Genomic DNA, 20,930 nt, shown 5'->3' with positions numbered 1-20,930 from the left:
CGGGAGGCGAAGATCTCGAGGAGCACGATCCCCGAGCGGCCCATTGGGCGCGCCGGCCTCGACCATGCGCTCATCACGCTCGATGGCCGGTACCACGTGGTCGATCGTATCGCCGCGGGTGGTATGGGCGAGGTCTTCCGGGCCCACGACGCCGTGCTCGAACGCGACGTGGCGATCAAGGTGTTGCATCGACAGCTCGCTGGCGACCGCGGGTTCGTCGAGCGGTTCCGGCGCGAGGCCCGCGCCGCGGCGAGCCTGTCGTACCCGAACATCGTCGGCGTCCACGACTGGGGTGCCGTCGACGGCATCTACTACATGGTCATGGAGTACGTGCGCGGGCTCAGCGCGCGGGACGTGCTGAACGCGGAGGGCGTTCTGGCGCCGGCGCAGACGGTCGACGTCTTGCTGCAGACGCTCCTCGCGCTCGATCACGCCCACCGTCGGGGGATCGTCCACCGTGACGTCAAGCCCGAGAACATCATGATCACGCGCGAGGGCGTCGTGAAGGTCGCGGACTTCGGCCTGGCTCGCGCGTACGCCGATGCACAGATCACCGAGGCGGGAACCGTTACGGGCACCGTGCAGTACCTCGCGCCCGAGCAGCTGCAGGGCGAGCCGGCGGATCCCAGGACCGACCTGTACGCGCTGGGCATCGTGGCGTTCGAGCTCCTCACCGGACGACTGCCGTTCACCGGTGAGACGCCGATGGCGATCGCGTACAAGCACGTGAACGAGCGAATTCCCACGCCTTCCTCGCGGAACGCCGCGGTCCCGAAGGTCCTCGACGGGTGGGTGGCATCGATGACGGAGAAGCAGCGCGAGCTCCGACCGGAGTCGGCGGCGGAGGCCCGACGCGACCTTCTCGACGAGGCTACATCGCTTCCGCCGGCCCCGAACGTGGGGACCCTCGTACCGGACGTGACCGTGTTGCCGAGTCGCCGATCCCCCAATACAGCCGCGACCACCGTGACGATCGCCCGCGCACAGTTCCGGACGCGCCGCCGGGGTTGGCGCAAGCTCCTCGTCATCGTCCTCGGGTTGGTCATCCTGGCGACCGCGGCGTGGGGAGCGTGGACGTACGTGATCCCGCACCGCGTCGACGTGCCGAGCGTAGTCGGGCTGGACGTTCGCGACGCCCAGCGGAAGCTCGAGAACGTCGGCCTCGTCGCTCGCATCGCGCAGGGACGGCACTCGCTTCGGGTGGACGAAGGCGCCGTGCTCGACGTCAGGCCGGACGAAGGCACGGTCGTCGAGGACGGGACGCGCGTGGTACTCGTCCCCTCGGCCGGCCCGCCGCCGGTCCGCGTTCCGAACATCGTCGGGAAGACACTTGAGCGAGCCCGCGAGCTGCTCCGCGGCGCCGATCTTCGGGTGGGCGATGTCACGCGGGAGTACCACGCCGATCTCGCGGAGGGTCACGTGATCCGACAGAGCGTCGACGGTCGCGACGACGCACCGCTCGGAAGCGCGATCGACGTGGTTGTGAGCAGGGGTCCGAAGCCCCTTCCTGTACCGCGTGTCGCCGGACGGATCGTGGAGGACGCGACAGCACTCCTCGAAGACGCCGGCTTCGTGGTCGCGCGAAGCGACGCGTTCTCCGACGACATCGCGCGCGGCCGAGTCATCTCGCAGGACCCCGCACGAGGAAAGGACCTCCAGCCCGGCGAGACCGTTTCGATCGTTGTCTCTCTCGGGCCCGAGGAATTCGATCTACCGAGCTTCCTCGGGTTGGGGCGGGATGAAGCGATCGCGCGCATCCACGCACTCAGTCTCGAAGCGCAGGTCGTACCGGTGCCCGGCGGAAACGGCAGCACGGTCGTCAGTCAGCTTCCCCCGGTCGGCGAGACCGTCCGCGTCGGCGACACCATCGCGATCTACGTGGCGTGAGGGTCGGCGCGCACCTCCGAACGCCGGGGGGTCTGCGAACCGCGGTCGAGAGCGCTCGGAACGTCGGAGCCGACGCAGTTCAGCTGTTCATCTCCAACCCGCGTGCCTGGTCCGGGCCTCGGCTCGACACGGCAGAGAAGTTCGGCGCCGAATGGCGCGAGGGTGGAATCGGACCGCTCTTCGTCCATGCGCCGTACCTCGTCAATATCGCGTCGCCGAACCCCGAGTTCATCGGCAAGTCGCTCGAGCTCTGCCAGAAGTCGGTGCACGCGTGCGGTGTGATCCAGGCGGCCGGCTTCGTCGTCCATGCAGGCGCCGGAGGGCCGGGCGAACGCGCGCAGCCGCTCCAGCGCGCGACGGCGGTCCTCCAGGCGATCCTCTCGGCGACGCCCGACTCGACTCGGTTGCTCGTCGAGCTGATGCCCGGAACGGCCGGCGCGGTCGCGTCCACGATCCCCGAGGCGGCCGAGCTCTTCCAAGCGGTCGACGACGAGCGGCTGGGGCTGGTCCTCGACACGTGTCACCTGTTCGTGACGGGCTACGCGCTCGACGAGCCGGCCGGCGTCGAGACGCTCTTCAGCGAGCTGCACACGATGGGGCTGACGGGACGACTTCGCCTGATGCACCTGAACGACGCGAAGAACGAGCGCGGTTCCCGCCGCGACCGGCACGAGGTCGTCGGCGAGGGTTCGATCGGGCTCGACGGCTTCGCCGCGATCGTCAACCGACCCGAGGTGCGCGAGATCTCGGCGGTCGTCGAGACGCCGGCGTCGGGCGAGGCGCGGAAAGCGGAGCTCGAGCGCATCCGCTCGCTCGTTCAGTAGCGCGTCAAACGCACTCGCCGTCCCCCGCGTCGGTGAACTCCCGCTCTCCCGGCGCGGTGACGAACTCGAAGCGGTACTCGCCGTCACCGAGCACCATCCGGAGGACGCCGAACGAGTGGTCCTGAGCGGCCTCGCGGTTCGTCGCGACATCCCCCTCGCGCAGGTCGCCATACGTGTCGCCGCCCGTTCCGACGATGAACAGCCGAAGACCTTCGGAGTCGGCGCGACCGAACGCGTCCATCGGCGCGAACCGCTGGTAGTTGTGCTCGTGACCGGCAAGGACCACGTCGACGCCGTGTTCGTCGAGCAGCTCGTACAGCGGCTGCAGCTGGTACAGGAACACGCCTTCCGGATACGGCTCGGAGCCGAACAGCGGATGATGCATGAACGCGAGCGTGCACCCGACGGGGTGCGTGACGAGGTCCTTCTTCAGCCATTCGTACTCCGGCGTCCCGGGACCGCAACCCTTGTCGATCGCCGAGCTCGTCGTGATCGGGACGCGCTGGCCGAGCTCCGGTGTCCACGTCGAGCCCTTGCACAGCTGCGAGTTCAACGCGACGAGGTGCCACGAGCCGAGATCGAACGAGTACCAACCGCCCGGCGGATGCGCCCGGTTGCCGAAGTACCGGTAGTAACCCTCGGCGTAGAGCGTGTACGTTTCGTGGTTTCCCGGGACGGGATGCGTGATGTCCTTCAGGTCGGCGAAGAACCGGTCGTAGTACGCAATGAAGTCCTCGTACGCACTGTGCAGGTACTGCAGATCGCCCAGTGCGAGGAACGCGTCGGGCGCCATCTCGCGGATCGCCTCCGCGACGCGGTTGTAGCGACATCGGCGCTCGTGGTCGTGGGGCAAGGACTTGCACGCGACGTCGCCGACTGCGGCAATCACAGGACCCGTGGCTTGTCGCGGTTCGACCGCAGATGGATCGGCGCAGGCGATCACCAGGAGTCCGAGCGCGAACGCGCCCGTCACCACTCGACGCATTGGTTCCCCCCTCGGGTCGGTCGGGGGATTGCATACCGAACCGCATCGACCGGTCAACGCGAGCCGAAGCAGTCGAGAAGGACGCAGATGGTTGACGCGCTAGGGGCTCAGGGCTCGAGCTCGGCGCGTGGTCCCTCTTGGTAGCTGTACCGCTCCTCGCGCCACGGGTCTGCGTGGATGTGATACCCGCGAACTTCCCAGAAGCCCCTCTTGCTGTGCTTGGAGAACTCGAGGCCTCGCAGCCATTTGGCGCTCTTCCACGCGTAGCGTTTCGGAACGACCAGCCGAAGCGGGTACCCGTGCTCGGGCGTCAGGTCCTGCCCACCGTGGGCCCACGCCACCACCACGTCGTCGTCGAGCATCGCCTCCATGGACAGGTCCGACGTGTAGCCGTGCTCGCAGTGGGCGATCACCCACTTCACGTCGGGGGTCGGCTTCGCGCGCTCGGCGATGACGCGGAACGGGATCCCCGTCCACGTGTTGTCGAGCGTGGACCACCCCGTCACGCAGTGCATGTCCGCGGTGACGTCCTGCGGACCGAGCGCTTTCAGCTCGTCATAGGTCAGCGTGAACGGCTCCTCAACGAGCCCCGACACCTCGAGCGTCCACTCCGATCCCTGAGCCGCGGGGACGGGGCCGTACTGAAGGACCGGCCACGTCTTGACGAGACGCTGACCGGGCGGCACCCGCTTGGCGACCTCGTCGGGGAGCTTCTGGCCGAACAACTTCACGAGCCCACGGCGATCTGCCGCCAGGCTGAGAGCGCCGCCCCGACGTCGTCGTCCGAGATGCCGAGATGTGTCACCAGACGGACTCTCGGCGGGACGATCGTTGCTCCGACCCCCTCATCTCCCAGCCTACGGATCGCCTCGAGGGGCTCGAGGCCCATCGGCGCGGTGGCAACGAGAACCATGTTCGTCTCGACCTGATCGAGATCGACGGACCCGGGGAACATCTCGGCGAGCCCTTCGGCGAGCCGCCGCGCCCGCGCGTGATCGTCGTGGAGACGTTTGGGACCCTCCTCGAGCGCGACGAGCCCGGCGGCCGCGACGATGCCCGCTTGCCGCCAGGCGCCGCCGTACAGGATCTTCAGCCGGCGGGCTTCACGCATGAGGTCCGCGGGGCCGCACAGCAACGATCCGATCGGCGCGCCGAGGCCCTTCGACACGCAGAACATCACCGTGTCGACCTCGCGCGTCCATTCGGTCACGTCGACATCGGCCGCGGCCGCGGCGTTGAAGATGCGCGCCCCGTCGAGGTGCACCGGAACGGCCGCCACCTGGGCGACCTTGCGGATCCGGCGCATCTCGTCCGGCGGCATGACCGTTCCGCCCGCGTGGCCGGCGGTGTTCTCCACCGCCAGCAGGTCGACGACCTCGACGTCGTAGTACGTGTCGGGCTCGAGCAGCCGCTCGGCGATCTCTGCGGTCATCCATCCTCGCGGCGCGCTCTCCGTGCGAAAGGCGATGCCCGACAGGACTGCCGAGGTTGTCATCTCGGTCGACGCGACGTGGGCACGCGGCTCTGCCGCGACCAGGTGACCGTTTCCTGTCACGTGGAGCCGGATGCCGATCTGGTTGGCCATCGTCCCGGTCGGGACGAAGATCGCGCCCTCCATCCCGGTGATCTCCGCTGCCCGCTCCTGCAGGCGATTGACCGTTGGATCGCCGCCGTACCAGTCGTCCCCGACCTCGGCGTCGGCCATGGCGCGACGCATCGCCTCAGATGGCTTGGTGACGGTGTCCGAACGCAGGTCGACCCGAAACTCACTCACGGTCGGACCAGTATAAGGAGAGCGTTGGGATCAGCGGTTCGAGCTGTAGACGTCCGTCCGCTCCCACGTAACCCCTCCGGTGCGATCGACGCGAGCCGTGACGAACACACCCGCGCCGAACCAACGCTCGTCGAAGAGCTTCACGCTCCTCGGATGGAATACGTAGAAGCGATACGCCACGAGCTGGCCCGGCTCGTACGCAGTGAACCGTCGCGCGTACGCCGCCTCCGCGTCGGCGATCGATCGCTTCGAGGCCTCACGTGCCGACCCGAACAGCTGGATCCCGCGATCGGTTCCTCCCCATCGCTGCGACGAGTCGTAGACGGCGACCGAGGTCGCCGCGTTCGCTCGAAGGTTGATGGAGTGACGCGCGCTCGGTTCGGAGAGCCACACGATGTCGAATTGGTTCGTCAACGCGAAATAGGCGGTGTTGATGTGCGGTCGCCCCCGCGGCGACGTCGTCGCGATCGCACACAGCGTCGAGGCGTCGAGGAGTCGCCGGGCCGCGCGAGCGATCCGCTCGGAGTTCACGGGGCGCGTCGAGCGCTGGATCGCCATCGACGCTCCGAGCTCAGTACAGGAACATCGGTTTGCCGTCGACGTGACGGATCTTCGGCCGGTAGGCCTCCGAGTCGTACAGCGCGGGGACGTCGACGCGCTTGACGCCTTCGCGCACCACGTCGATCGGCAGGTTCACGTAGTTGCCGTTCCGCAGCGCCACCAAGCGTCCGTACTCACCCTCCGCGACGAGATCGGCCGCCATCACCGCGTAGTTGATCGCCACCATGAGATCGAGCGAGTCGGGCGAGCCCGAGCGCATCAGGTAGCCGAGGTGCTGGTTGATGATCCCGTCCCCGGTGATCGAGTGGAGCATCTCGCCCGTCACCTGGCCGATCCCCCCGAGCTTGCGATGGCCGTAAGCGTCCTCCTTGTCGCCCATGACCATCTCGCCGCCGACCAGCGTGGCGCCCTCGGAGATCGTCATCATCGCGTAGTTGCTGGGGTTCTTTCCCTTGTCCTCCAGCAGCAGGGCCGCCAGCCGCTCGATGTCGAAGGGAACCTCGGAGATCACCGCCCGATCGACGCCCGCAAGGTAGGCCGAGACGAGCGAGGTTTCCCCGCTATACCGACCGAACACCTCGACGACGGCGAGACGCTCGTGCGATCCGGCACTCGTGCGGAGCTGATGAACGAAGTTCACCGTGCGGGTGACCGCCGTCGAGAACCCGATGCAGTAGTCGGTCCCGTGGACGTCGTTGTCCATCGTCTTCGGGATCGCCACCACCGGTACGCCCTCGGCGTGCAACCGAAGGGCGAACGACAGCGTGTCGTCGCCGCCGATCGGGATGAGGGCGTTGATGCCCAGCTTGCCGATCACGTCGAGCACGTGCGGCGTGTGATCGCGTGGATCGTCGCTCTCGCGACCGAGCTTCAGGAACGCCGGCTCGTCCGTGGCGCGGACCTTCGCCGGGTTCGTCCGTGAGGTGTGCAGCACCGTCCCGCCGCTTCGGTCGATCGTCCGCACGGCGCCGGCGTCGAGCGGCGTGACGTTCCGGGTGATCGATTCGGGGTCGTCGAGGTCCGTTTCGAGCAGTCCCGCCCATCCCCGGCGGATGCCGACGACCTCGTGCCCCTCCTCCAGCGCGCGAAGCGTCGCCGCCTTGATGCAGGGGTTCAGGCCGGGGACGTCTCCCCCGCCGGTGAGGATGCCGACCTTCACCTGTGCGGACCTCCGTGGCGCGTGAGCGTCCCGACGGAAGGGCGCTCGCGGGTCGGGGCGATTGTACGGCCGAGATCTGTTCGTCCCGGGAGATCCTCGTCCCTGCCCTCATCGCACAGGTAGCATCCACTCGTGGTCGGCGCGTGGGGCCTGCTCGAGTGGATCTTCGTGATCATCCTGCTCGGCCTGGCCGGGGCGGTCGGCGCCGCGTTCCTCTTTCTCGTCGGGACGCTCTTCGTCAACCCGGGGCGGCGCAAGCGCTCGACGTGAGCCCCGACGTTCGACCGGGCGCAGAGGCGTTCTCGTTCGGCGACGGACCGATCGGCGTGTTGCTCGTCCACGGGTTCACCGGCTCGCCCGCATCCATTCGGCCGCTCGGCGAATGGCTCGCCGGACAGGGCCTCGCCGTCGAGGGGGTTCGGCTCCCCGGACATGGAACGGATGTCCAGGACCTCCGACACCGGCGAGCCGCCGAGTGGGTCGGCGAGGCGGCGCGCGGCCTCGACGCCATCTCCTCGAGATGCCGAACCGTCGTGGCGTTCGGCCTGTCGATGGGCGGGTCGATCGTTCTGGCGCTCGCGGCATCGCGATCTTCGGATGTCCACGGAATCGCGCTGGCGAACCCGTACGTGTTCGACTGCCGCCACCTGCTCATCCCAATCGGGAAGCGGTTCCTCAGGGACGTTCCCGGAACACCAAATGACATCGCGAAGCCCGGCATGGACGAGATGGCCTACGACCGGATGCCGGTTCCGGCGATCGTCTCGATGGCGGTGATGATGAAGCGGGTTCGAGCCGCACTCCCGTCGATCAGGCAACCAGTCGTCGTGTTCGCGTCATCGGTCGACCACGTGATCTCGACGTCGAACCCTCGGAAGATCCTGGCGAGGGTCGGATCGGAACGAACCGAGCTCGTCCCGTGTCCCAGGTCGTTCCACGTCGTGACGCTCGATCACGACGCCGAACTGGTGCGGGAGCACGTGCTGGCGTTCGCGCACGAGGTCGACCGCGCGAAGCTCGCGGCCCCGTAACGACTCACTCCGGACTGCCCTCGACCTCCGGAAGAACGAGCTCCGCCACGACCGGACGGTGGTCCGACGCCCCATGCACGTCCGGGACAGCCGGAACGATGGCCCGCTCGACGCGGATCCCCTTTGAGACGAACAGGAAGTCGATCCGAGCGGCCGGCCTGTCAGCCGGATACGTCTCGCCGACCACGTCGCCCCCGAGGAGCCATACGTCCCACAGGAGGCGTTCGGTCAGGTGAGTCACCGCGCGCCCCCCGGGCAGCTCGTTCAGGTCGCCGCCGACGACGAGAGGACCGTTCAGCTTGCGAAGGATCGGGATGAGCTGCTCGGCGTGATAGCGGCGCTCCGCGGGCCGCAGTCCGAGATGCACCGAGGCGGCCGAGATCCGAAATCCGGATCGGTCGAGTTGCGCGACCAGCGCACCGCGGGGGTAGAAGCGGGCCGACCCAGCGAACCGGTGGAGGCGGCGGTCGAGGATGCGCCACGGCCGTCGGACCAGAACCGCGTTCTTCACCCGTCGTCGGAACGGAGACCATGGGTCCCGCGCCTTTTCCATACCGACGGCCTTGGCGAACCTGCGTAACTTGAGCCGTCCACCGGACTCGTTCATCAGCAAGACGTCCGGAGAGAAGCGGTCGACGACGCGCGCGACGAGGTCGGCGTCGTCGCGGAACTGGCGGACGTTGTAGACGAGGACGCGCAGCTGCACGCGTCGAACCTACCCGCTCTATCGAGCGTCAGGACGCGACGATCGTCGTTCCAGCGGATCCGTCGAGCACGGCAACTGAGTCGTCGAGGTCGCCGATCGCGGCGCGGATGCCGCCGCCCTCGACGAACTCGATCCCCGCGGTGATCTTGGGCCCCATCGAGCCGGCGCCGAACTCCCGGGCCGCCAGCAGCTCGCGAGCTTCCGCGACGGTGAGCCGATCGATGTCGGTGGCGTTCTCCGTCCCGAAGCCACGCTGTACGCGACGGACGTCGGTGAGAATCAGCAGCGTCGATGCCTGTACATCCCGCGCCAGGATCGCCGCCGCGAGGTCCTTGTCCACGACGCCCTCCACGCCGATCAGTCTCGGTCCCTGCTCGGTCACGGGAACACCTCCGCCGCCGGCGGCGATGACGATGACTCCGTCGGCGACGAGCGAGCGAATCACCGGCGCCTCGACGATCGAGTAGGGCGTCGGCGACGGCACTACCCGCCGGTAACCGCCGTGCGCGTCCGGTTTGACCACCCAGCCCCGCTCGGAGACGAGCTCGTCCGCCTCCGCCTTCTCGTAGAAGGGGCCGATCGGCTTTGTCGGCTCCTCGAACGCGGGATCGTCGACGGGGACGCGAGTCAGCGTGAGCATCGTCGTGACCGGGCGCTCCTGGCCCCGCTCGTAGAACACGTCGCCGATGGTGACCTGGAGCAGGTAGCCGATCTGTCCCTGGCTCTGCGCCCCACAGACGTCGAGCGGCATCGGATGGATCCACCGGCGCGCCGCCTCCTGTTGAAGCAGGATGCGGCCGACCTGCGGCCCGTTGCCGTGTGTGACGACGACCTCCCAGCCGGCGGCGGCGATGTCTGCCACCCGCTCGGCCGCGAGTCGCGCCGAGCGGTACATGTTCTCGAACGTGTCCTCCTCGCCCCGCCGAAGCAACGCGTTGCCGCCGAGCGCAACCACGACGCGGTCCATGCGTCAGGCGATGACGGGCTTGAGGACGTCGGCAAGCGAGGGCGAGTCGGGAAGCACCTCGAGCTCGTAGCGGACGCGAACAGCGGGCTTACGGAAATCGATCACACTCCGGAGGTCGATCGGGGTCCCGATGACGACCAGGTCTGCGTCGGCTGCGTCGATCGTCTTCGCCATCTCCTCGAGCTGCTCGTCCGAGTACCCCATCGCCGGGAGGACGGGCCCGACGTCGTACTTGCGGAACGTCTCGTCGATCGTCCCCACCGCCCACGGTCGCGGATCGACCACCTCGGCGGCGCCGTGCGACCGTGCGGCGACGACGCCCGCGCCGAACTTCATGTCGCCGTGCGTGAGCGTGGGGCCGTCTTCGACGACGATCACCCGCTTGCCCTCGATCGCGTCGGGCTCGTCAACGGTCACGCGGCTGTTCGCCTTCACGATCGTGGCGCCAGGGTTCACCGCGTCGATCGTTCGAACGAGCGACTCCATCTGGTCGGACGTGGCCGAGTCGACCTTGTTGATGACGACGACGTCGGCCATTCGAAGGTTCGTCTCTCCGGGGTGGTATCTCGTCTCGTGGCCGGCGCGGAGCGGATCCGCCACCACGACGTGAACGGTCGGCTCGTAGAACGGAAGGTCGTTGTTCCCGCCGTCCCACAGCAGGACATCGCACTCAGCCTGCGCCTGCCGGAGGATCTCTCCGTAATCGACGCCCGCGTAGATGATCGTTCCGCTGGCGATGTGCGGCTCGAACTCCTCGCGTTCCTCGATCGTCGTGTCGTACCGATCGAGGTCCTCGATCGCGGCGTAGCGCTGCACCCGCTGGGCCTCGAGGTTCCCGTACGGCATGGGGTGTCGAACGGCCACGACACGCTTTCCCTCTTCCTTCAACGTTGCGGCGATCGCGCGCGTGGTCTGGCTCTTGCCGGAACCGGTTCGAACGGCGCACACGGCGACGACCGGAACGGTGGCCTCGAGCATCGTGTCGCGGGGGCCGAGAAGCAGGAAGTTCGCCCCGGCGGCCATGGCTTCGCTGCCCTTGTGCATCACGTACTCGTGGCTCACGTCCGAGTAGCTGAAGACCACGTCGTCGACCTCGAGCTCACGGATCAGCCGGGTGAGCTCCGTCTCGTCGTGGATGGGAATCCCCTTCGGATACCGCTCCCCCGCGAGCGACGCGGGATAGGTGCGGTCGTCGATATACGGGATCTGGGTTGCGGTGAACGCCACGACGACGTGGTCGGCATCGTCGCGGTAGACGACATTGAAATTGTGGAAGTCGCGCCCAGCGGCGCCCATGATCAGAACACGACGCGGCATGTCCGTCCCTTCAGGAAGGTTTGATGCGCGGGCGGAGTGAAGAAGGCCCGCTCTTCGCCCTGGAATCTACCCGTTCGCGGGCCGAACGTGCCCGGTCTCGGTGCGGGCTTGGCTCACGCGAGATCGCCCGGCACGTCGACGTCGAAGAGCGTTCGTCGCCGCGCGTCGAGCGCGGTCCACGTTGGCTCGTCGACGGCGGTCACATGCAGCTGGTCGAGCAGCGCGCGAACGCTCGCTCGGCCCGAAGCCAACAACGCGGGAGCGATCTCCACCGCGCGCTCCACGCGCACGACGCACGGCAACGGACGGACGTCCGAGCCGTCAACAAGCGCGACGGCGTCGCCATCGGCCACGCTGCCGAGCATCATCACGAGAACCGAACGCTGGAGCTCGGGCATGTCGCCGGCGGCGACGATCGCGAACGTCGTGGTGACGCTGCGCAGGGCCGCGACGATCCCGGCGAGCGGACCCTGACCTTCGCTCTCGTCGCGCGCGACGCGGATCCTCGGGCCGCCGGGCAGCGATGGCGCCGGCGCGTCGGGGGCGATCACCACGACGATCTCGTCGCACACCTCGGCCAGACGCGCAACGGCGTGATGCAACAGCGGCTCACCTAGGTACGGCTCCGCGAGCTTGTCTCGTCCGAACCGCGTCGAGCGTCCGCCGGCCAGGACGACGCCCGTCGCGTCAGGCAGGCTGTTCCCCCGGCGGAGGCGGCACCGCTCGATCCGCGACGGTCTCCGCCGTCTGCGTCTCCGGAACCGGCGCTCGATTCTGCACGTACTGGAACCCGAATCGTCCCTTGATGCAGAGGTGCCCGCTCGTGACCTCGTGGTCCCCCGGTGACGTCACCTTGACGATCGAGTTGTCCTGGACGTGGACCTCGAGCTCGCACCCGACGCCGCAGTACGGGCAGATCGTGTCGGTCACGGTTTGCTGCGACTCGTCCCACGTTCCGGCCTGGCGCATCTCATGCTCGCTGTTGAACATCAGCGCGCCCGTGGGGCACACACCGATGCAGTTCCCGCAGTACACGCAGGCCGACTCCGGCAGGCCGACATCGAACTCGGTCGAGACGCGAGCGTCGAACCCGCGGCCGGCGATGGCGATGGCGAACGTGTTCTGCGCGTCCACGCCGCACGCCTCGACGCACTTGTAGCAAAGGATGCATCGCGAGTAGTCGCGCACGTACAGCTCGTTGTCGACCTTCACCGGCTGGTGGACGGTGTCGGCCAGCGCCGGATCGGGGTCGTGATGATGACCGGCGTGGCGAGCGTCGCGTTCGCCGGCCGCCGCGGGCTCCTTCGGGGGGCCGTACCGCGATGGGTCCGCGTCGTAGTCCGAGAGCCACCGCGCGACGTCGCCTCCGGTGAGGGAGAGATCCACGGATGATCCGAGGAACTCGAGCACCATCCGCCGCGAGTGGCGGACGCGTTCGGTATCCGTCCGAACCTTCATGCCGCCCTCGACCTTGCGAGCGCAGGAGGGCACCAGCACGCGCGAGCCCTCGAGCTCGACCACGCATACGCGGCAGGCGTTGACCGGCGTGAGATTGTCGGCGAAGCACAGCGTCGGCGTGTCGACGCTCTTCGCGCGGAGCGCGTCGAGGATCGTGGAGCCCTCGGCGGCGCGAACGGGTTGGCCGTCCACCTCGATGTCGAGCAGCCGTTTCGGTGGCGCGATCGGGGTGACGGTCATCGCGCTCCGTTCCCTTCGAACACCCTCAGCCGGGTGATCGCCGACTCGACCGCGTTCGCCGCCAACTGGCCGAGACCACAGATCGACGCATCACGCATGACCTGACCGATCTCACCGATCAGCGCGAGCTCGTCCTGCCGTGACCCGATCGGCCGGTCACGCACCAACCGATGCAGTGCCTCCTCCTGACGGACCGTTCCCACCCGGCACGGCACGCACTGTCCGCACGACTCGTCTCGGAAGAACGCGGCGATCCGAAGCACGATGTCCGCGAGGTTCACGGTGTCGTCGAACAGCATGACGACGCCGGAACCGAGCGTCGCGCCGGCGGCCTTCGCGTCCTCGAAGGTGAGCCGCAGCCCGAGGTCTCCGGGACCGACGAACGTCCCCGCCGCGCCGCCGAGGAGCACGGCCTTCAGCTCCCGGCCGCCGCGAACGCCGCCCGCGAGGTCGATGAGGTCGCCGAGAGTGGTGCCGTGCTCGACCTCGTACAGACCCGGCGTCTCGACACAACCCGACAGGCAGAACAGGCGCGTTCCCGTCGAGTCGGGCGTGCCGAGCTTGGCGTACTCGAGCCCTCCCATGGACAGGACCTCGAGGACGTTGACGAGCGTCTCGACGTTGTTGATCCCGGTCGGCTTGCCGAACAGGCCCATCTCCACGGGGAACGGCGGCTTGTTCCGCGGCTCCCCGCGCTTCCCCTCGATCGAGTTGAACAGCGCCGTCTCCTCGCCGCAGATGTAGGCGCCGGCGCCGCTGCGCAGCTCCACGTCGAAACGGAACCCCTCGCCCATGACGTCCTCGCCGAGGAATCCGCGCGCGTACGCCTGCTCGATCGCCCGCTCGAGGCGGTGAGTCGCGAGCCAGTACTCCCCCCGCACATAGATGAAGCCCTTCTCCGAAGCGGTCGCGTATCCCGCGATGGTGAGCGACTCGAGCACCGCGAACGGATCGCCCTCCATCAGCACACGGTCCTTGAAGGTGCCCGGTTCGGACTCGTCCGCGTTGCATACGAAGTAGTGCGGCCGAACGGGCTGCTTCGCGACGGCATCCCACTTCACGCCGGCCGGGAAGGCCGCGCCGCCGCGTCCGACGAGGTTCGAGTCCTTCAATTCCTGGACAACGCCCTGGGGACCGAGCTCGACAGCCCGGCGGAGCGCCTCGTAGCCACCCAGTGCGCGATAGTCGCCGACCGATCCGGGATCGACGACAGCGATACGACGAAGCAAACGCCGTTCGCTCACGTTCTGCGGAACCGGGTGTTCGTCATGTCGCCCGATACTCCACCCTCCTCCCTCGACGAACGGTCGGAGGGTTTCCATCGACGCGCGCGGGATCTGCGGTTGTGAGCCCCCGCCGGTTGTTTGGAGGAACGCCGCCGGCGCGACGTCGCACAGGCCGAGGCAGGGACTCCGCCGAACGCTGTCCACTCTCGATTGCCCGAGCTCTCCCTCGAGATCGCCGATCAGCGCCTCGGCACCGGCGACCCTGCACGCGATGTCGTCGCACACGTGGAGCACCGTCGGCGGTTGCGGCTCGGTCGAGAACAGCGCGTAGAAGCTGGCTACGCCGTACGCCTCGGCCGGCGGAACGTCGAGGCGCTCACACAAGTAGCTTAGCCCTCCCTCGCTGATCCAGCCTGCCGAACGCTGCAGTGCGTGCAGTGCCGGAAGCAACAGGTGCCGTTGCTCGCGGAGCGCGTGTCCACCGCGCGCGATGTGCCCGTCGTGCGGGTCGGCTGCTGCCGGCGGGCCCAGCACGAGATCGACGGCGGCTCGTTCCTCGGCGGTCGGTTCGGCCGCCATCAGGCGGAGGTCCACGGCACCTCCGTCACTCGCCCCCGCCGCCGGAAACGATCGCCGGCGCGTCGAGCTTGTCGATGCGAACCGCCGTCGCCTTGAACTCCGCTGTCCCCGACTTGGGATCGGTGGCGTCGATCGTCAACACGTTCGTCTCCACCTGATCGGGGAAGTGCAGTGTCATGAACACGAGCCCCGCGCGAAGGCCGCGATCGAGCCTGACGGGCACGTCCAACGATCCACGGCGCGACGTCACTCGGACGATCTCGCCTTCTTCGAGGGCGAGACGTTCCGCATCCGACGGCGACACGTCGATCGACTCGCCGCGCCGGAGCGGCGAGGTGTACCCGCTCGTCTGCACACCCGTGTTGTACGAGTCCAGCCTCCTGCCGGTCGTCAATCGGAGCGGGAACTCGTCGGTGAGCTCGTCGACGGGTGGCTCGAATGGCGTGACGCTGAACGGCGCGGCCGGCCCCCGCTCGTCGGGATCCTCCTCCCACAGCCTCGCGTGGAGGAACTTCGTACCCGGATGGTCGTCCGATGGGCAGGGCCACTGGATCCCGCTCAGCTCCTCGAGGCGCTTCCACGACATGCCGGCGTGCATCGGCGAGAGCGTTCGGAGCTCCTCCCACGCCTCGAACGGCGTGAGGTCCCCCCAGCCGTAACCGAGACGCTTCGCGAGCTGGGCGATGATCCACACATCGTCCTTCGCTTCGCCCGGCGGATCGAGCGCCTTGCGAACGCGCTGCACGCGCCGCTCGCTGTTCGTGACGGTGCCGTCCGACTCGAACGCCGAGTTCGCCGCGGGAAGCACGACGTCCGCCATCTCGGCCGTCCGCGTCATGAAGATGTCCTGAACTATCAGGGTGTCCAGGTTGTCCAGGAGCTTTCGCGCGCGCTGGGTGTCGGCCTCCGAGCTCGCGGGGTTCTCCCCGATGCAGTAGACCGACGTGAGGTCACCTCGCTCCATCGCCTCGAACATGCCGGTGAGGTGCCATCCGCGCTTCGGCACGATCGGCCGGCCCCACGCCTTCTCGAACTTCTCCCGGGCGGCCGCGTCCGTCTCGATGTCCTGGAACCCGGGCAGCTTGTTCGGGATCGCGCCCATGTCGCCGCCGCCCTGCACGTTGTTCTGGCCCCGAAGCGGGTTGAGGCCGCTGCCGTACCGTCCCACGTGGCCCGTCAGCAACCCCAGATTGATCAGCGCGAGGACGTTGTCGACCGCGTTGTGGTGCTCGGTGATGCCGAGCGTCCAGCAGATCACCGCGCGATCGGCCTTCGCGTAGGCGTGGGCCAGCTCGCGGATCGCGTCCGCCGGGACGCCGGTCACCTCCTCCCCGCGCTCGAGCGTCCACTCCATCACCGAGTCGCGGTACGCGTCGAAGCCCTCCGTGCCTCGCTCGATGAACGAGGTGTGGTGGAGCTCGTTCACGATGATCTCGCGCGCGATCGTGTTCGAGAGCGCGATGTCCGAACCCACGTCGATGCCCAGCCACAGGTCGGCCCACTCTGCAGAGGACGTGCGGCGCGGGTCGACGACGATCAGGCGCGCGCCGTTGTGCACGCCCTTCAGGACGTGATGGAAGAAGATCGGATGCGTCTCGCGCGCATTCGACCCCCACAGCACGATGAGGTCGGAATTCGCGACCTCCTCGTACGAACTGGTCCCGCCACCTGCTCCGAACACCGTCGCCAGACCGACGACGCTGGGAGCGTGTCAGGTGCGGTTGCAGCTATCGATGTTGTTGCTGCCGAGGACCTGACGGATGAACTTCTGCGCGACGAAGTTCATCTCGTTTGTGGCCTTCGAGCAGCTGAACACGCCGACCCCCCAACCGGGGTTCCGATCGATCGCCGCCTGCAGACCGGACGCGGCCCTGTCCAGGGCCTCGTCCCACGTTGCCGTTCGCAGGCCGCCGTTCGAGCGGACCATCGGCTCGGTGAGCCGAACGAGCCCGTTCCTCATCGAGCGCGCTCCTTCCGGCCGTCCGTTCAACCCGATTGTAGGCCGCTCATCCCGACAGGTGGCGTGGCGGGATGGCGTCGCCGAGCGCGCTTCAGACGCGGATCCGCTCGGGATGCGTGTACACGTTGAACCGGTCGTCGCGCACGAACCCAACGAGCGTCATGCCGAGCCGTTCGCCCGCATCGACGGCGAGCGACGAGGGCGCTCCGACAGCGCTGATCACCGGGATGCCGGCGCGACCCGCCTTTTGGACGATCTCGAACCCGATGCGACCCGACACCTGAAGCACGCAATCGGAGAGCGGCAGGGCACCAGCGAGCAGCCGCTCGCCGATGATCTTGTCCACCGCGTTGTGTCGGCCGACGTCCTCGCGGAGGGAGCGCGGCTCGCCGTCCGCGGTGAACAGGCCGGCCGCGTGGAGGCCCCCGGTCTGTTCGAACACGCGTTGCGCGCGTCGAAGCGCACCGGGCAATCCCGAGATGACGGCGCCGGCGACCTCCGGACCCGGGGCGATCGGCGCGCAGTGCACCTCGACGTCGTCGAGCGTCGCCTTCCCACAGATGCCGCACGACGAGCTGGCGTAGAAGTTGCGACGAAGCAGGTCCGCGTCGAACGGCCGTGCCAGCTCGACGGTGACCACGTTGTAGTGCTGTTCGTCCGGCTCGAGGTCTTCGCAGTACGAAACGCGCCGAACGTCGTCCGCTCGATCAATCAGTCCTTCAGTGAAGAGGAACCCAGCGGCCAGCTCGAAATCGCCCCCCGGCGTCCGCATCGTCACGGCGACGGACACGGCGGGCTGGCCCGCGCCTTCGACGCGGATCTCCATCGGCTCTTCGGCCGCGAGGACGTCCGGGCGTTCGGCGGCGACACCGGCGTTCACCGCGGTTGCGCGGACGCGTGTGACGTTCCTGCGAAGGGGTACGGCCTCGGCCATCTCGGCCATTATGGCGCCCACCCGCGGAGCCACCCCCACGTGGTGACCCCCGCAACTCCCGCGGCGGAGTAAGCTCCTGCCCGCTTTTTGAACCGCGGGTCAGGGGTGCGGGGGGCTCAAGAAGTGAGCGAGCGCCGAGCGAGCGAACGTACCCCCCCGAAGGTGAGGAGGCGCGCGCACATGAAGAGCGCCCTGCAGATCGCCCAGGAAGCGACGCTTCGCCCGATCGCCGACGTCGCGGCGGACGCCGGCATCATGCAGGACGAGGTCGAACCGTTCGGCCGGTACCGCGCGAAGCTCTCACTCGACATCCTCGAGCGATTGGCCGACCGTCCCGACGGCAAGCTGATCATCACCACAGCGATCACGCCGACGAAGGCCGGCGAGGGCAAGACCACGACGTCGATCTCGCTGACGCAAGGACTCGGTCGGCGAGGGCACAACGTCATGTTGTGCCTGCGAGAGCCGTCGATGGGCCCCGTGTTCGGGATCAAGGGCGGCGGGACAGGCGGCGGCTACGCGCTGATCGTCCCCATGGAGGACGTGAACCTCCACTTCAACGGCGACTTCCACGCAGTGACGGCAGCTCACAACCTGCTCGCCGCAGCGCTCGACGCGTCGATCTACCACGGCAACCCGCTCGGTATCGATCCGGCGACGATCACGTGGCCCCGCACGCTCGACGTGAACGACCGCGAGCTCCGTTACTCGGTGATCGGACTCGGCGGCAAGGCACATGGCGTCCCACGCGAGAGCCAGTTCGTCATCACCGCCGCGTCGGAGGTCATGGCCGTGCTCGCGCTCGCAGATGGGTTGACGGACCTCCGCGAGCGACTCGGACGCATCGCCGTGGCCGAGACGGGTGAGGGCCAACCAGTGACGGCGGAAGACCTTCGTGTCGCCGGCGCGATGGCCGTGATCATGAAGGATGCGGTCAAGCCGAACCTGGTGCAGACCCTCGAGGGACAACCGACACTCGTCCACGCGGGTCCGTTCGGCAATGTCGCGCACGCCAACAACTCGATCATCGAGGATCGCATCGCGCTGAAGCTCGCGGACTACGTGGTCACCGAGGCGGGCTTCGCGTCGGACCTGGGGTTCCAGAAGTTCTGCGACATCGTGTGCCGCCTCGGTGGGTTCACGCCGAGCGCCGGGGTGCTCGTCACGACGGTTCGAGCGACCAAGTCACACGGCGGCGTCGCGTTCGACGAGCTGGCGAAACCCGACCTCCCCGCGGTCGAACGCGGGATCGCCAACACGGCTGCCCACATCGCGATCGTCGGCGAGTACGGGCTCCCGTGCGTCGTCTCGATCAACCGGTTCCCGACCGACGACGAGTCGGAGCTCCAGCTGCTCGAGAAGCTCGCGCGGGACTCGGGTGCCGAGAGCGTCGTAGTCAACGAGGGCTTCTCGCGCGGCGGTGAGGGCGCGGTGGAGCTCGCGGACGCCGTCGTCGACGCGTGCGAACGGTCCAATCGCTTCTCTCAGCTCACGCCGGCAGCGACGCCGATCCGCGAGCAGATCGAGGCGATCGCGTTGCGTCTGTACGGCGCGGACGGCGTCGATTACCTGCCGCAGGCTGAACGCGACATCGCCCGCATCACGTCGATGGGCATGGGCGATGCGCCCGTCTGCATGGCCAAGACCCACCTGTCCCTCTCCCACGACCCGACTCTGCTCAACCGGCCGACGGGGTACCGGTTGCCGATCCGCGGTGTCGTCCCGAGCGCCGGCGCCGGGTTCGTGGTGGTCTTGTGCGGGGACATGCAGCGGATGCCCGGGCTGGGCAGAACGCCGGCGTTCATGGGCATCGACCTCGACGAGAACGGCCGGACGGTGGGGCTTTTCTAGGGCCCCGTGCTGATCTGGGTCACCCCGCGACCTGGATCGACGCGACCTGGGCAGGACCCTCGACCTGGATCCATTCGGCCCGCGTGACGGCCTCGTTCCGGTCGAAGTCGAAGATCCCCGCCCACGGCACGGCTTCCCACGTCGAACCGCAGTCGGGGCAGACCCACAGCGACATCGTCTTCGGTTCCTCGCCGCGCGGTGGCGCGCAGGTGTGGAGCGGCATGGTCGCGCCTCCTCGAATCACAGACGTGTGATTCGAGCAGTGTAGACGCCGAGACCCGCGAGTCAACGACTCCCGGGGCTACGCCCGCGGGCGCTGCTTGTTCGTGTCGTAGATCGGCAGGACGTCGACGGTCGCCGGGGCCGTTCCCTCGCCCGCCGCCACCTCCAGCTGCACGTCGGGCGCCGCGTGACCGCTCCGCACGATGGCGATGCCGATCTTGCCGTAGCGGGGGCTGTCGGTGGGACTCGTCAAGACGCCGACCTCGTCGCCGTCCTTGGTAACGGTCGCTCCGTATTCCGGCAACGTCTCCCCTTCGACCTTCAGCGTCACCAAGCGGTTCGGCGGGTTCGCCGCGATCTCGCGCAGACGCTCTTTGCCGGCGAACTCGACGTCCTTGTCGAGCGCGACGAACCGGTCCAGGTTGAAGTCGAACGGCGTGCGCTGGTGGGCTTCGTAGTCGTAGTCCGTGACGATCAAGCCGGCCTCGATACGCAGGATCTCGATCGCCTCGGCTCCGAACGGCGTCGCGCCCGCCCCAACCACCGCGTTCCACAGCTCCGTCGCGTCGGCCGGATCGGTGAGGAACAGCTCGTAGCCAAGCTCGCCCCCGTATCCGGTCCGGGACAGGTACACCGGCACGCCGGCCACCTCGACCGGGTCGGTGATGAACCGGAAGTAGCGCAGTTGCGACACGTCGGCATCGGAGAGCTTCTGAACGAGCTCGCGCGAACGGGGCCCGATCACGCCGAGATGCGGCATCTTCGGCGCGATCCACTCGGTCTCCACGTCGAACCGGCCGAGCATCGCGCCGAAGTACTCGTCGTGGTCCTTGCCGTTCGTCATGACCCAGCAGTGACCGTCGCGGCCCGTGTTGAACACCGTCCCGTCGTCGACCATCAGCCCTTCGTCGTCGAGGAACGCCCCGTAGCGCGCCTGCCCGGAGGCCAGGCCGACGGCGTCGTTGCTGAACACGTACTGCGCCGCTCGCAGCGCGTCGGGTCCCCGGAAGTCCCATTTGTTCAGGGGCGAAACGTCCCAGACGGCGACGTCGTCACGAACGGCCGCGTACTCCTTCTGGACGTCGCCGAACCCCTCCGCCCACAACCATCCGCCGTCCTCCACGTGGCTTCCGCCCTGCGAAGCGATGACGTCGTGGAACGCGCTCTTGATCGGCTCCTGTTCGCTCATCGAACCCTCCGGGGAGTTGGGGGACCTTCGCTCCGGGTCGGCGCAACGCCTCGCTTCCCG

The 20,930-nt window shown here is 68.1% G+C and carries 20 protein-coding genes; 5 read left to right on the top strand and 15 right to left on the bottom strand.

What is annotated here, in order from left to right; translation table 11 throughout:
• Positions 1-12 precede the first annotated feature (12 nt).
• On the top strand, positions 13-1,887 hold the full coding sequence (gene pknB, locus VFA08_03205) for a Stk1 family PASTA domain-containing Ser/Thr kinase (GenBank protein HYZ12596.1): 1,875 nt from the start codon (positions 13-15) through the stop codon (positions 1,885-1,887).
• On the top strand, positions 1,884-2,711 hold the full coding sequence (locus VFA08_03200; protein HYZ12595.1) for a deoxyribonuclease IV: 828 nt from the start codon (positions 1,884-1,886) through the stop codon (positions 2,709-2,711). The genes pknB and VFA08_03200 overlap by 4 nt, the downstream gene beginning before the upstream one ends.
• A 4-nt stretch (positions 2,712-2,715) precedes the next feature.
• Here VFA08_03200 and VFA08_03195 read toward each other — a convergent pair whose 3' ends face one another.
• The 5 genes from VFA08_03195 to VFA08_03175 form a co-directional block, all read right to left on the bottom strand.
• Positions 2,716-3,696, bottom strand: coding sequence for a metallophosphoesterase (locus VFA08_03195; GenBank protein ID HYZ12594.1), 981 nt, complete (start codon positions 3,694-3,696; stop codon positions 2,716-2,718).
• Between the two features lie 107 nt (positions 3,697-3,803).
• The gene (locus tag VFA08_03190) at positions 3,804-4,427 is read right to left on the bottom strand and encodes a sulfite oxidase-like oxidoreductase (GenBank protein ID HYZ12593.1); all 624 of its coding nucleotides are present in this window, start codon (positions 4,425-4,427) and stop codon (positions 3,804-3,806) included.
• Positions 4,424-5,470, bottom strand: coding sequence for a threonine aldolase family protein (locus VFA08_03185; protein HYZ12592.1), 1,047 nt, complete (start codon positions 5,468-5,470; stop codon positions 4,424-4,426). The genes VFA08_03190 and VFA08_03185 overlap by 4 nt, the downstream gene beginning before the upstream one ends.
• 30 nt (positions 5,471-5,500) lie before the next feature.
• Complete coding sequence (locus VFA08_03180; protein ID HYZ12591.1) at positions 5,501-6,028, bottom strand: pyridoxamine 5'-phosphate oxidase family protein; 528 nt, start codon at positions 6,026-6,028, stop codon at positions 5,501-5,503.
• A 13-nt stretch (positions 6,029-6,041) separates the two neighbouring features.
• Positions 6,042-7,190 (bottom strand): 6-phosphofructokinase, encoded by a 1,149-nt coding sequence (locus VFA08_03175; GenBank protein HYZ12590.1) that lies wholly within the window; start codon positions 7,188-7,190, stop codon positions 6,042-6,044.
• A gap of 132 nt (positions 7,191-7,322) precedes the next feature.
• Between VFA08_03175 and VFA08_03170 the strand changes: the two genes are divergently transcribed.
• Positions 7,323-7,460, top strand: a complete 138-nt coding sequence (locus tag VFA08_03170; protein HYZ12589.1) for a hypothetical protein — start codon at positions 7,323-7,325, stop codon at positions 7,458-7,460.
• On the top strand, positions 7,457-8,221 hold the full coding sequence (locus VFA08_03165) for an alpha/beta fold hydrolase (protein HYZ12588.1): 765 nt from the start codon (positions 7,457-7,459) through the stop codon (positions 8,219-8,221). Before VFA08_03170 ends, VFA08_03165 begins: the two co-directional genes overlap by 4 nt.
• 4 nt (positions 8,222-8,225) lie before the next feature.
• Here the strand turns inward: VFA08_03165 and VFA08_03160 are convergent, their stop codons facing one another.
• From VFA08_03160 to fdhD, 8 genes are all read right to left on the bottom strand, one after another.
• Positions 8,226-8,927, bottom strand: coding sequence for an endonuclease/exonuclease/phosphatase family protein (locus VFA08_03160; GenBank protein ID HYZ12587.1), 702 nt, complete (start codon positions 8,925-8,927; stop codon positions 8,226-8,228).
• A 28-nt stretch (positions 8,928-8,955) separates the two neighbouring features.
• Positions 8,956-9,894: a carbamate kinase gene (gene arcC / locus VFA08_03155; GenBank protein HYZ12586.1), complete on the bottom strand. Its 939-nt coding sequence runs from the start codon at positions 9,892-9,894 to the stop codon at positions 8,956-8,958.
• A 3-nt stretch (positions 9,895-9,897) separates the two neighbouring features.
• Positions 9,898-11,211: a cyclic 2,3-diphosphoglycerate synthase gene (locus VFA08_03150; GenBank protein ID HYZ12585.1), complete on the bottom strand. Its 1,314-nt coding sequence runs from the start codon at positions 11,209-11,211 to the stop codon at positions 9,898-9,900.
• A 113-nt stretch (positions 11,212-11,324) separates the two neighbouring features.
• The gene (locus VFA08_03145) at positions 11,325-11,882 is read right to left on the bottom strand and encodes a molybdenum cofactor guanylyltransferase (protein ID HYZ12584.1); all 558 of its coding nucleotides are present in this window, start codon (positions 11,880-11,882) and stop codon (positions 11,325-11,327) included.
• Between the two features lie 16 nt (positions 11,883-11,898).
• Positions 11,899-12,909, bottom strand: a complete 1,011-nt coding sequence (locus VFA08_03140) for a 2Fe-2S iron-sulfur cluster-binding protein (GenBank protein HYZ12583.1) — start codon at positions 12,907-12,909, stop codon at positions 11,899-11,901.
• Complete coding sequence (locus VFA08_03135) at positions 12,906-14,714, bottom strand: NAD(P)H-dependent oxidoreductase subunit E (GenBank protein HYZ12582.1); 1,809 nt, start codon at positions 14,712-14,714, stop codon at positions 12,906-12,908. The genes VFA08_03140 and VFA08_03135 overlap by 4 nt, the downstream gene beginning before the upstream one ends.
• Before the next feature lie 25 nt (positions 14,715-14,739).
• On the bottom strand, positions 14,740-16,674 hold the full coding sequence (locus VFA08_03130) for a molybdopterin-dependent oxidoreductase (GenBank protein ID HYZ12581.1): 1,935 nt from the start codon (positions 16,672-16,674) through the stop codon (positions 14,740-14,742).
• A 91-nt stretch (positions 16,675-16,765) separates the two neighbouring features.
• Positions 16,766-17,608, bottom strand: coding sequence for a formate dehydrogenase accessory sulfurtransferase FdhD (gene fdhD, locus VFA08_03125; protein ID HYZ12580.1), 843 nt, complete (start codon positions 17,606-17,608; stop codon positions 16,766-16,768).
• A 180-nt stretch (positions 17,609-17,788) separates the two neighbouring features.
• Here fdhD and VFA08_03120 point away from each other — a divergent pair, with 180 nt between their 5' ends.
• Entirely contained in the window at positions 17,789-19,459 is a 1,671-nt protein-coding gene (locus VFA08_03120; GenBank protein ID HYZ12579.1) for a formate--tetrahydrofolate ligase, read from the top strand.
• 19 nt (positions 19,460-19,478) lie between these two features.
• Here the strand turns inward: VFA08_03120 and VFA08_03115 are convergent, their stop codons facing one another.
• Both VFA08_03115 and VFA08_03110 read right to left on the bottom strand, forming a co-directional pair.
• A complete protein-coding gene (locus VFA08_03115; protein ID HYZ12578.1) occupies positions 19,479-19,682 on the bottom strand; it encodes a hypothetical protein in 204 nt (67 codons plus the stop codon).
• A 78-nt stretch (positions 19,683-19,760) separates the two neighbouring features.
• Positions 19,761-20,870, bottom strand: coding sequence for an aminomethyltransferase family protein (locus VFA08_03110; protein ID HYZ12577.1), 1,110 nt, complete (start codon positions 20,868-20,870; stop codon positions 19,761-19,763).
• Positions 20,871-20,930: the final 60 nt, after the last annotated feature.

It is taken from the genome of Actinomycetota bacterium (assembly GCA_035640355.1).
In the GTDB taxonomy this organism is placed as follows: domain Bacteria; phylum Actinomycetota; class UBA4738; order UBA4738; family HRBIN12; genus CALGFI01.
Note: the sequence above shows the minus strand (reverse complement) of the source record. Positions and strands in the feature narration are given on the sequence as shown.

Coding starts and splice junctions, on each gene's coding strand:
- VFA08_03195 (HYZ12594.1), bottom strand. CDS start 3,696: ATGCGTCGAGTGGTGACGGGCGCGTTCGCGCTCGGACTCCTGGTGATC.
- VFA08_03180 (HYZ12591.1), bottom strand. CDS start 6,028: ATGGCGATCCAGCGCTCGACGCGCCCCGTGAACTCCGAGCGGATCGCT.
- arcC (HYZ12586.1), bottom strand. CDS start 9,894: ATGGACCGCGTCGTGGTTGCGCTCGGCGGCAACGCGTTGCTTCGGCGG.
- VFA08_03150 (HYZ12585.1), bottom strand. CDS start 11,211: ATGCCGCGTCGTGTTCTGATCATGGGCGCCGCTGGGCGCGACTTCCAC.
- VFA08_03140 (HYZ12583.1), bottom strand. CDS start 12,909: ATGACCGTCACCCCGATCGCGCCACCGAAACGGCTGCTCGACATCGAG.
- VFA08_03135 (HYZ12582.1), bottom strand. CDS start 14,714: ATGGCGGCCGAACCGACCGCCGAGGAACGAGCCGCCGTCGATCTCGTG.
- fdhD (HYZ12580.1), bottom strand. CDS start 17,608: ATGGCCGAGGCCGTACCCCTTCGCAGGAACGTCACACGCGTCCGCGCA.
- VFA08_03120 (HYZ12579.1), top strand. CDS start 17,789: ATGAAGAGCGCCCTGCAGATCGCCCAGGAAGCGACGCTTCGCCCGATC.
- VFA08_03115 (HYZ12578.1), bottom strand. CDS start 19,682: ATGCCGCTCCACACCTGCGCGCCACCGCGCGGCGAGGAACCGAAGACG.
- VFA08_03110 (HYZ12577.1), bottom strand. CDS start 20,870: ATGAGCGAACAGGAGCCGATCAAGAGCGCGTTCCACGACGTCATCGCT.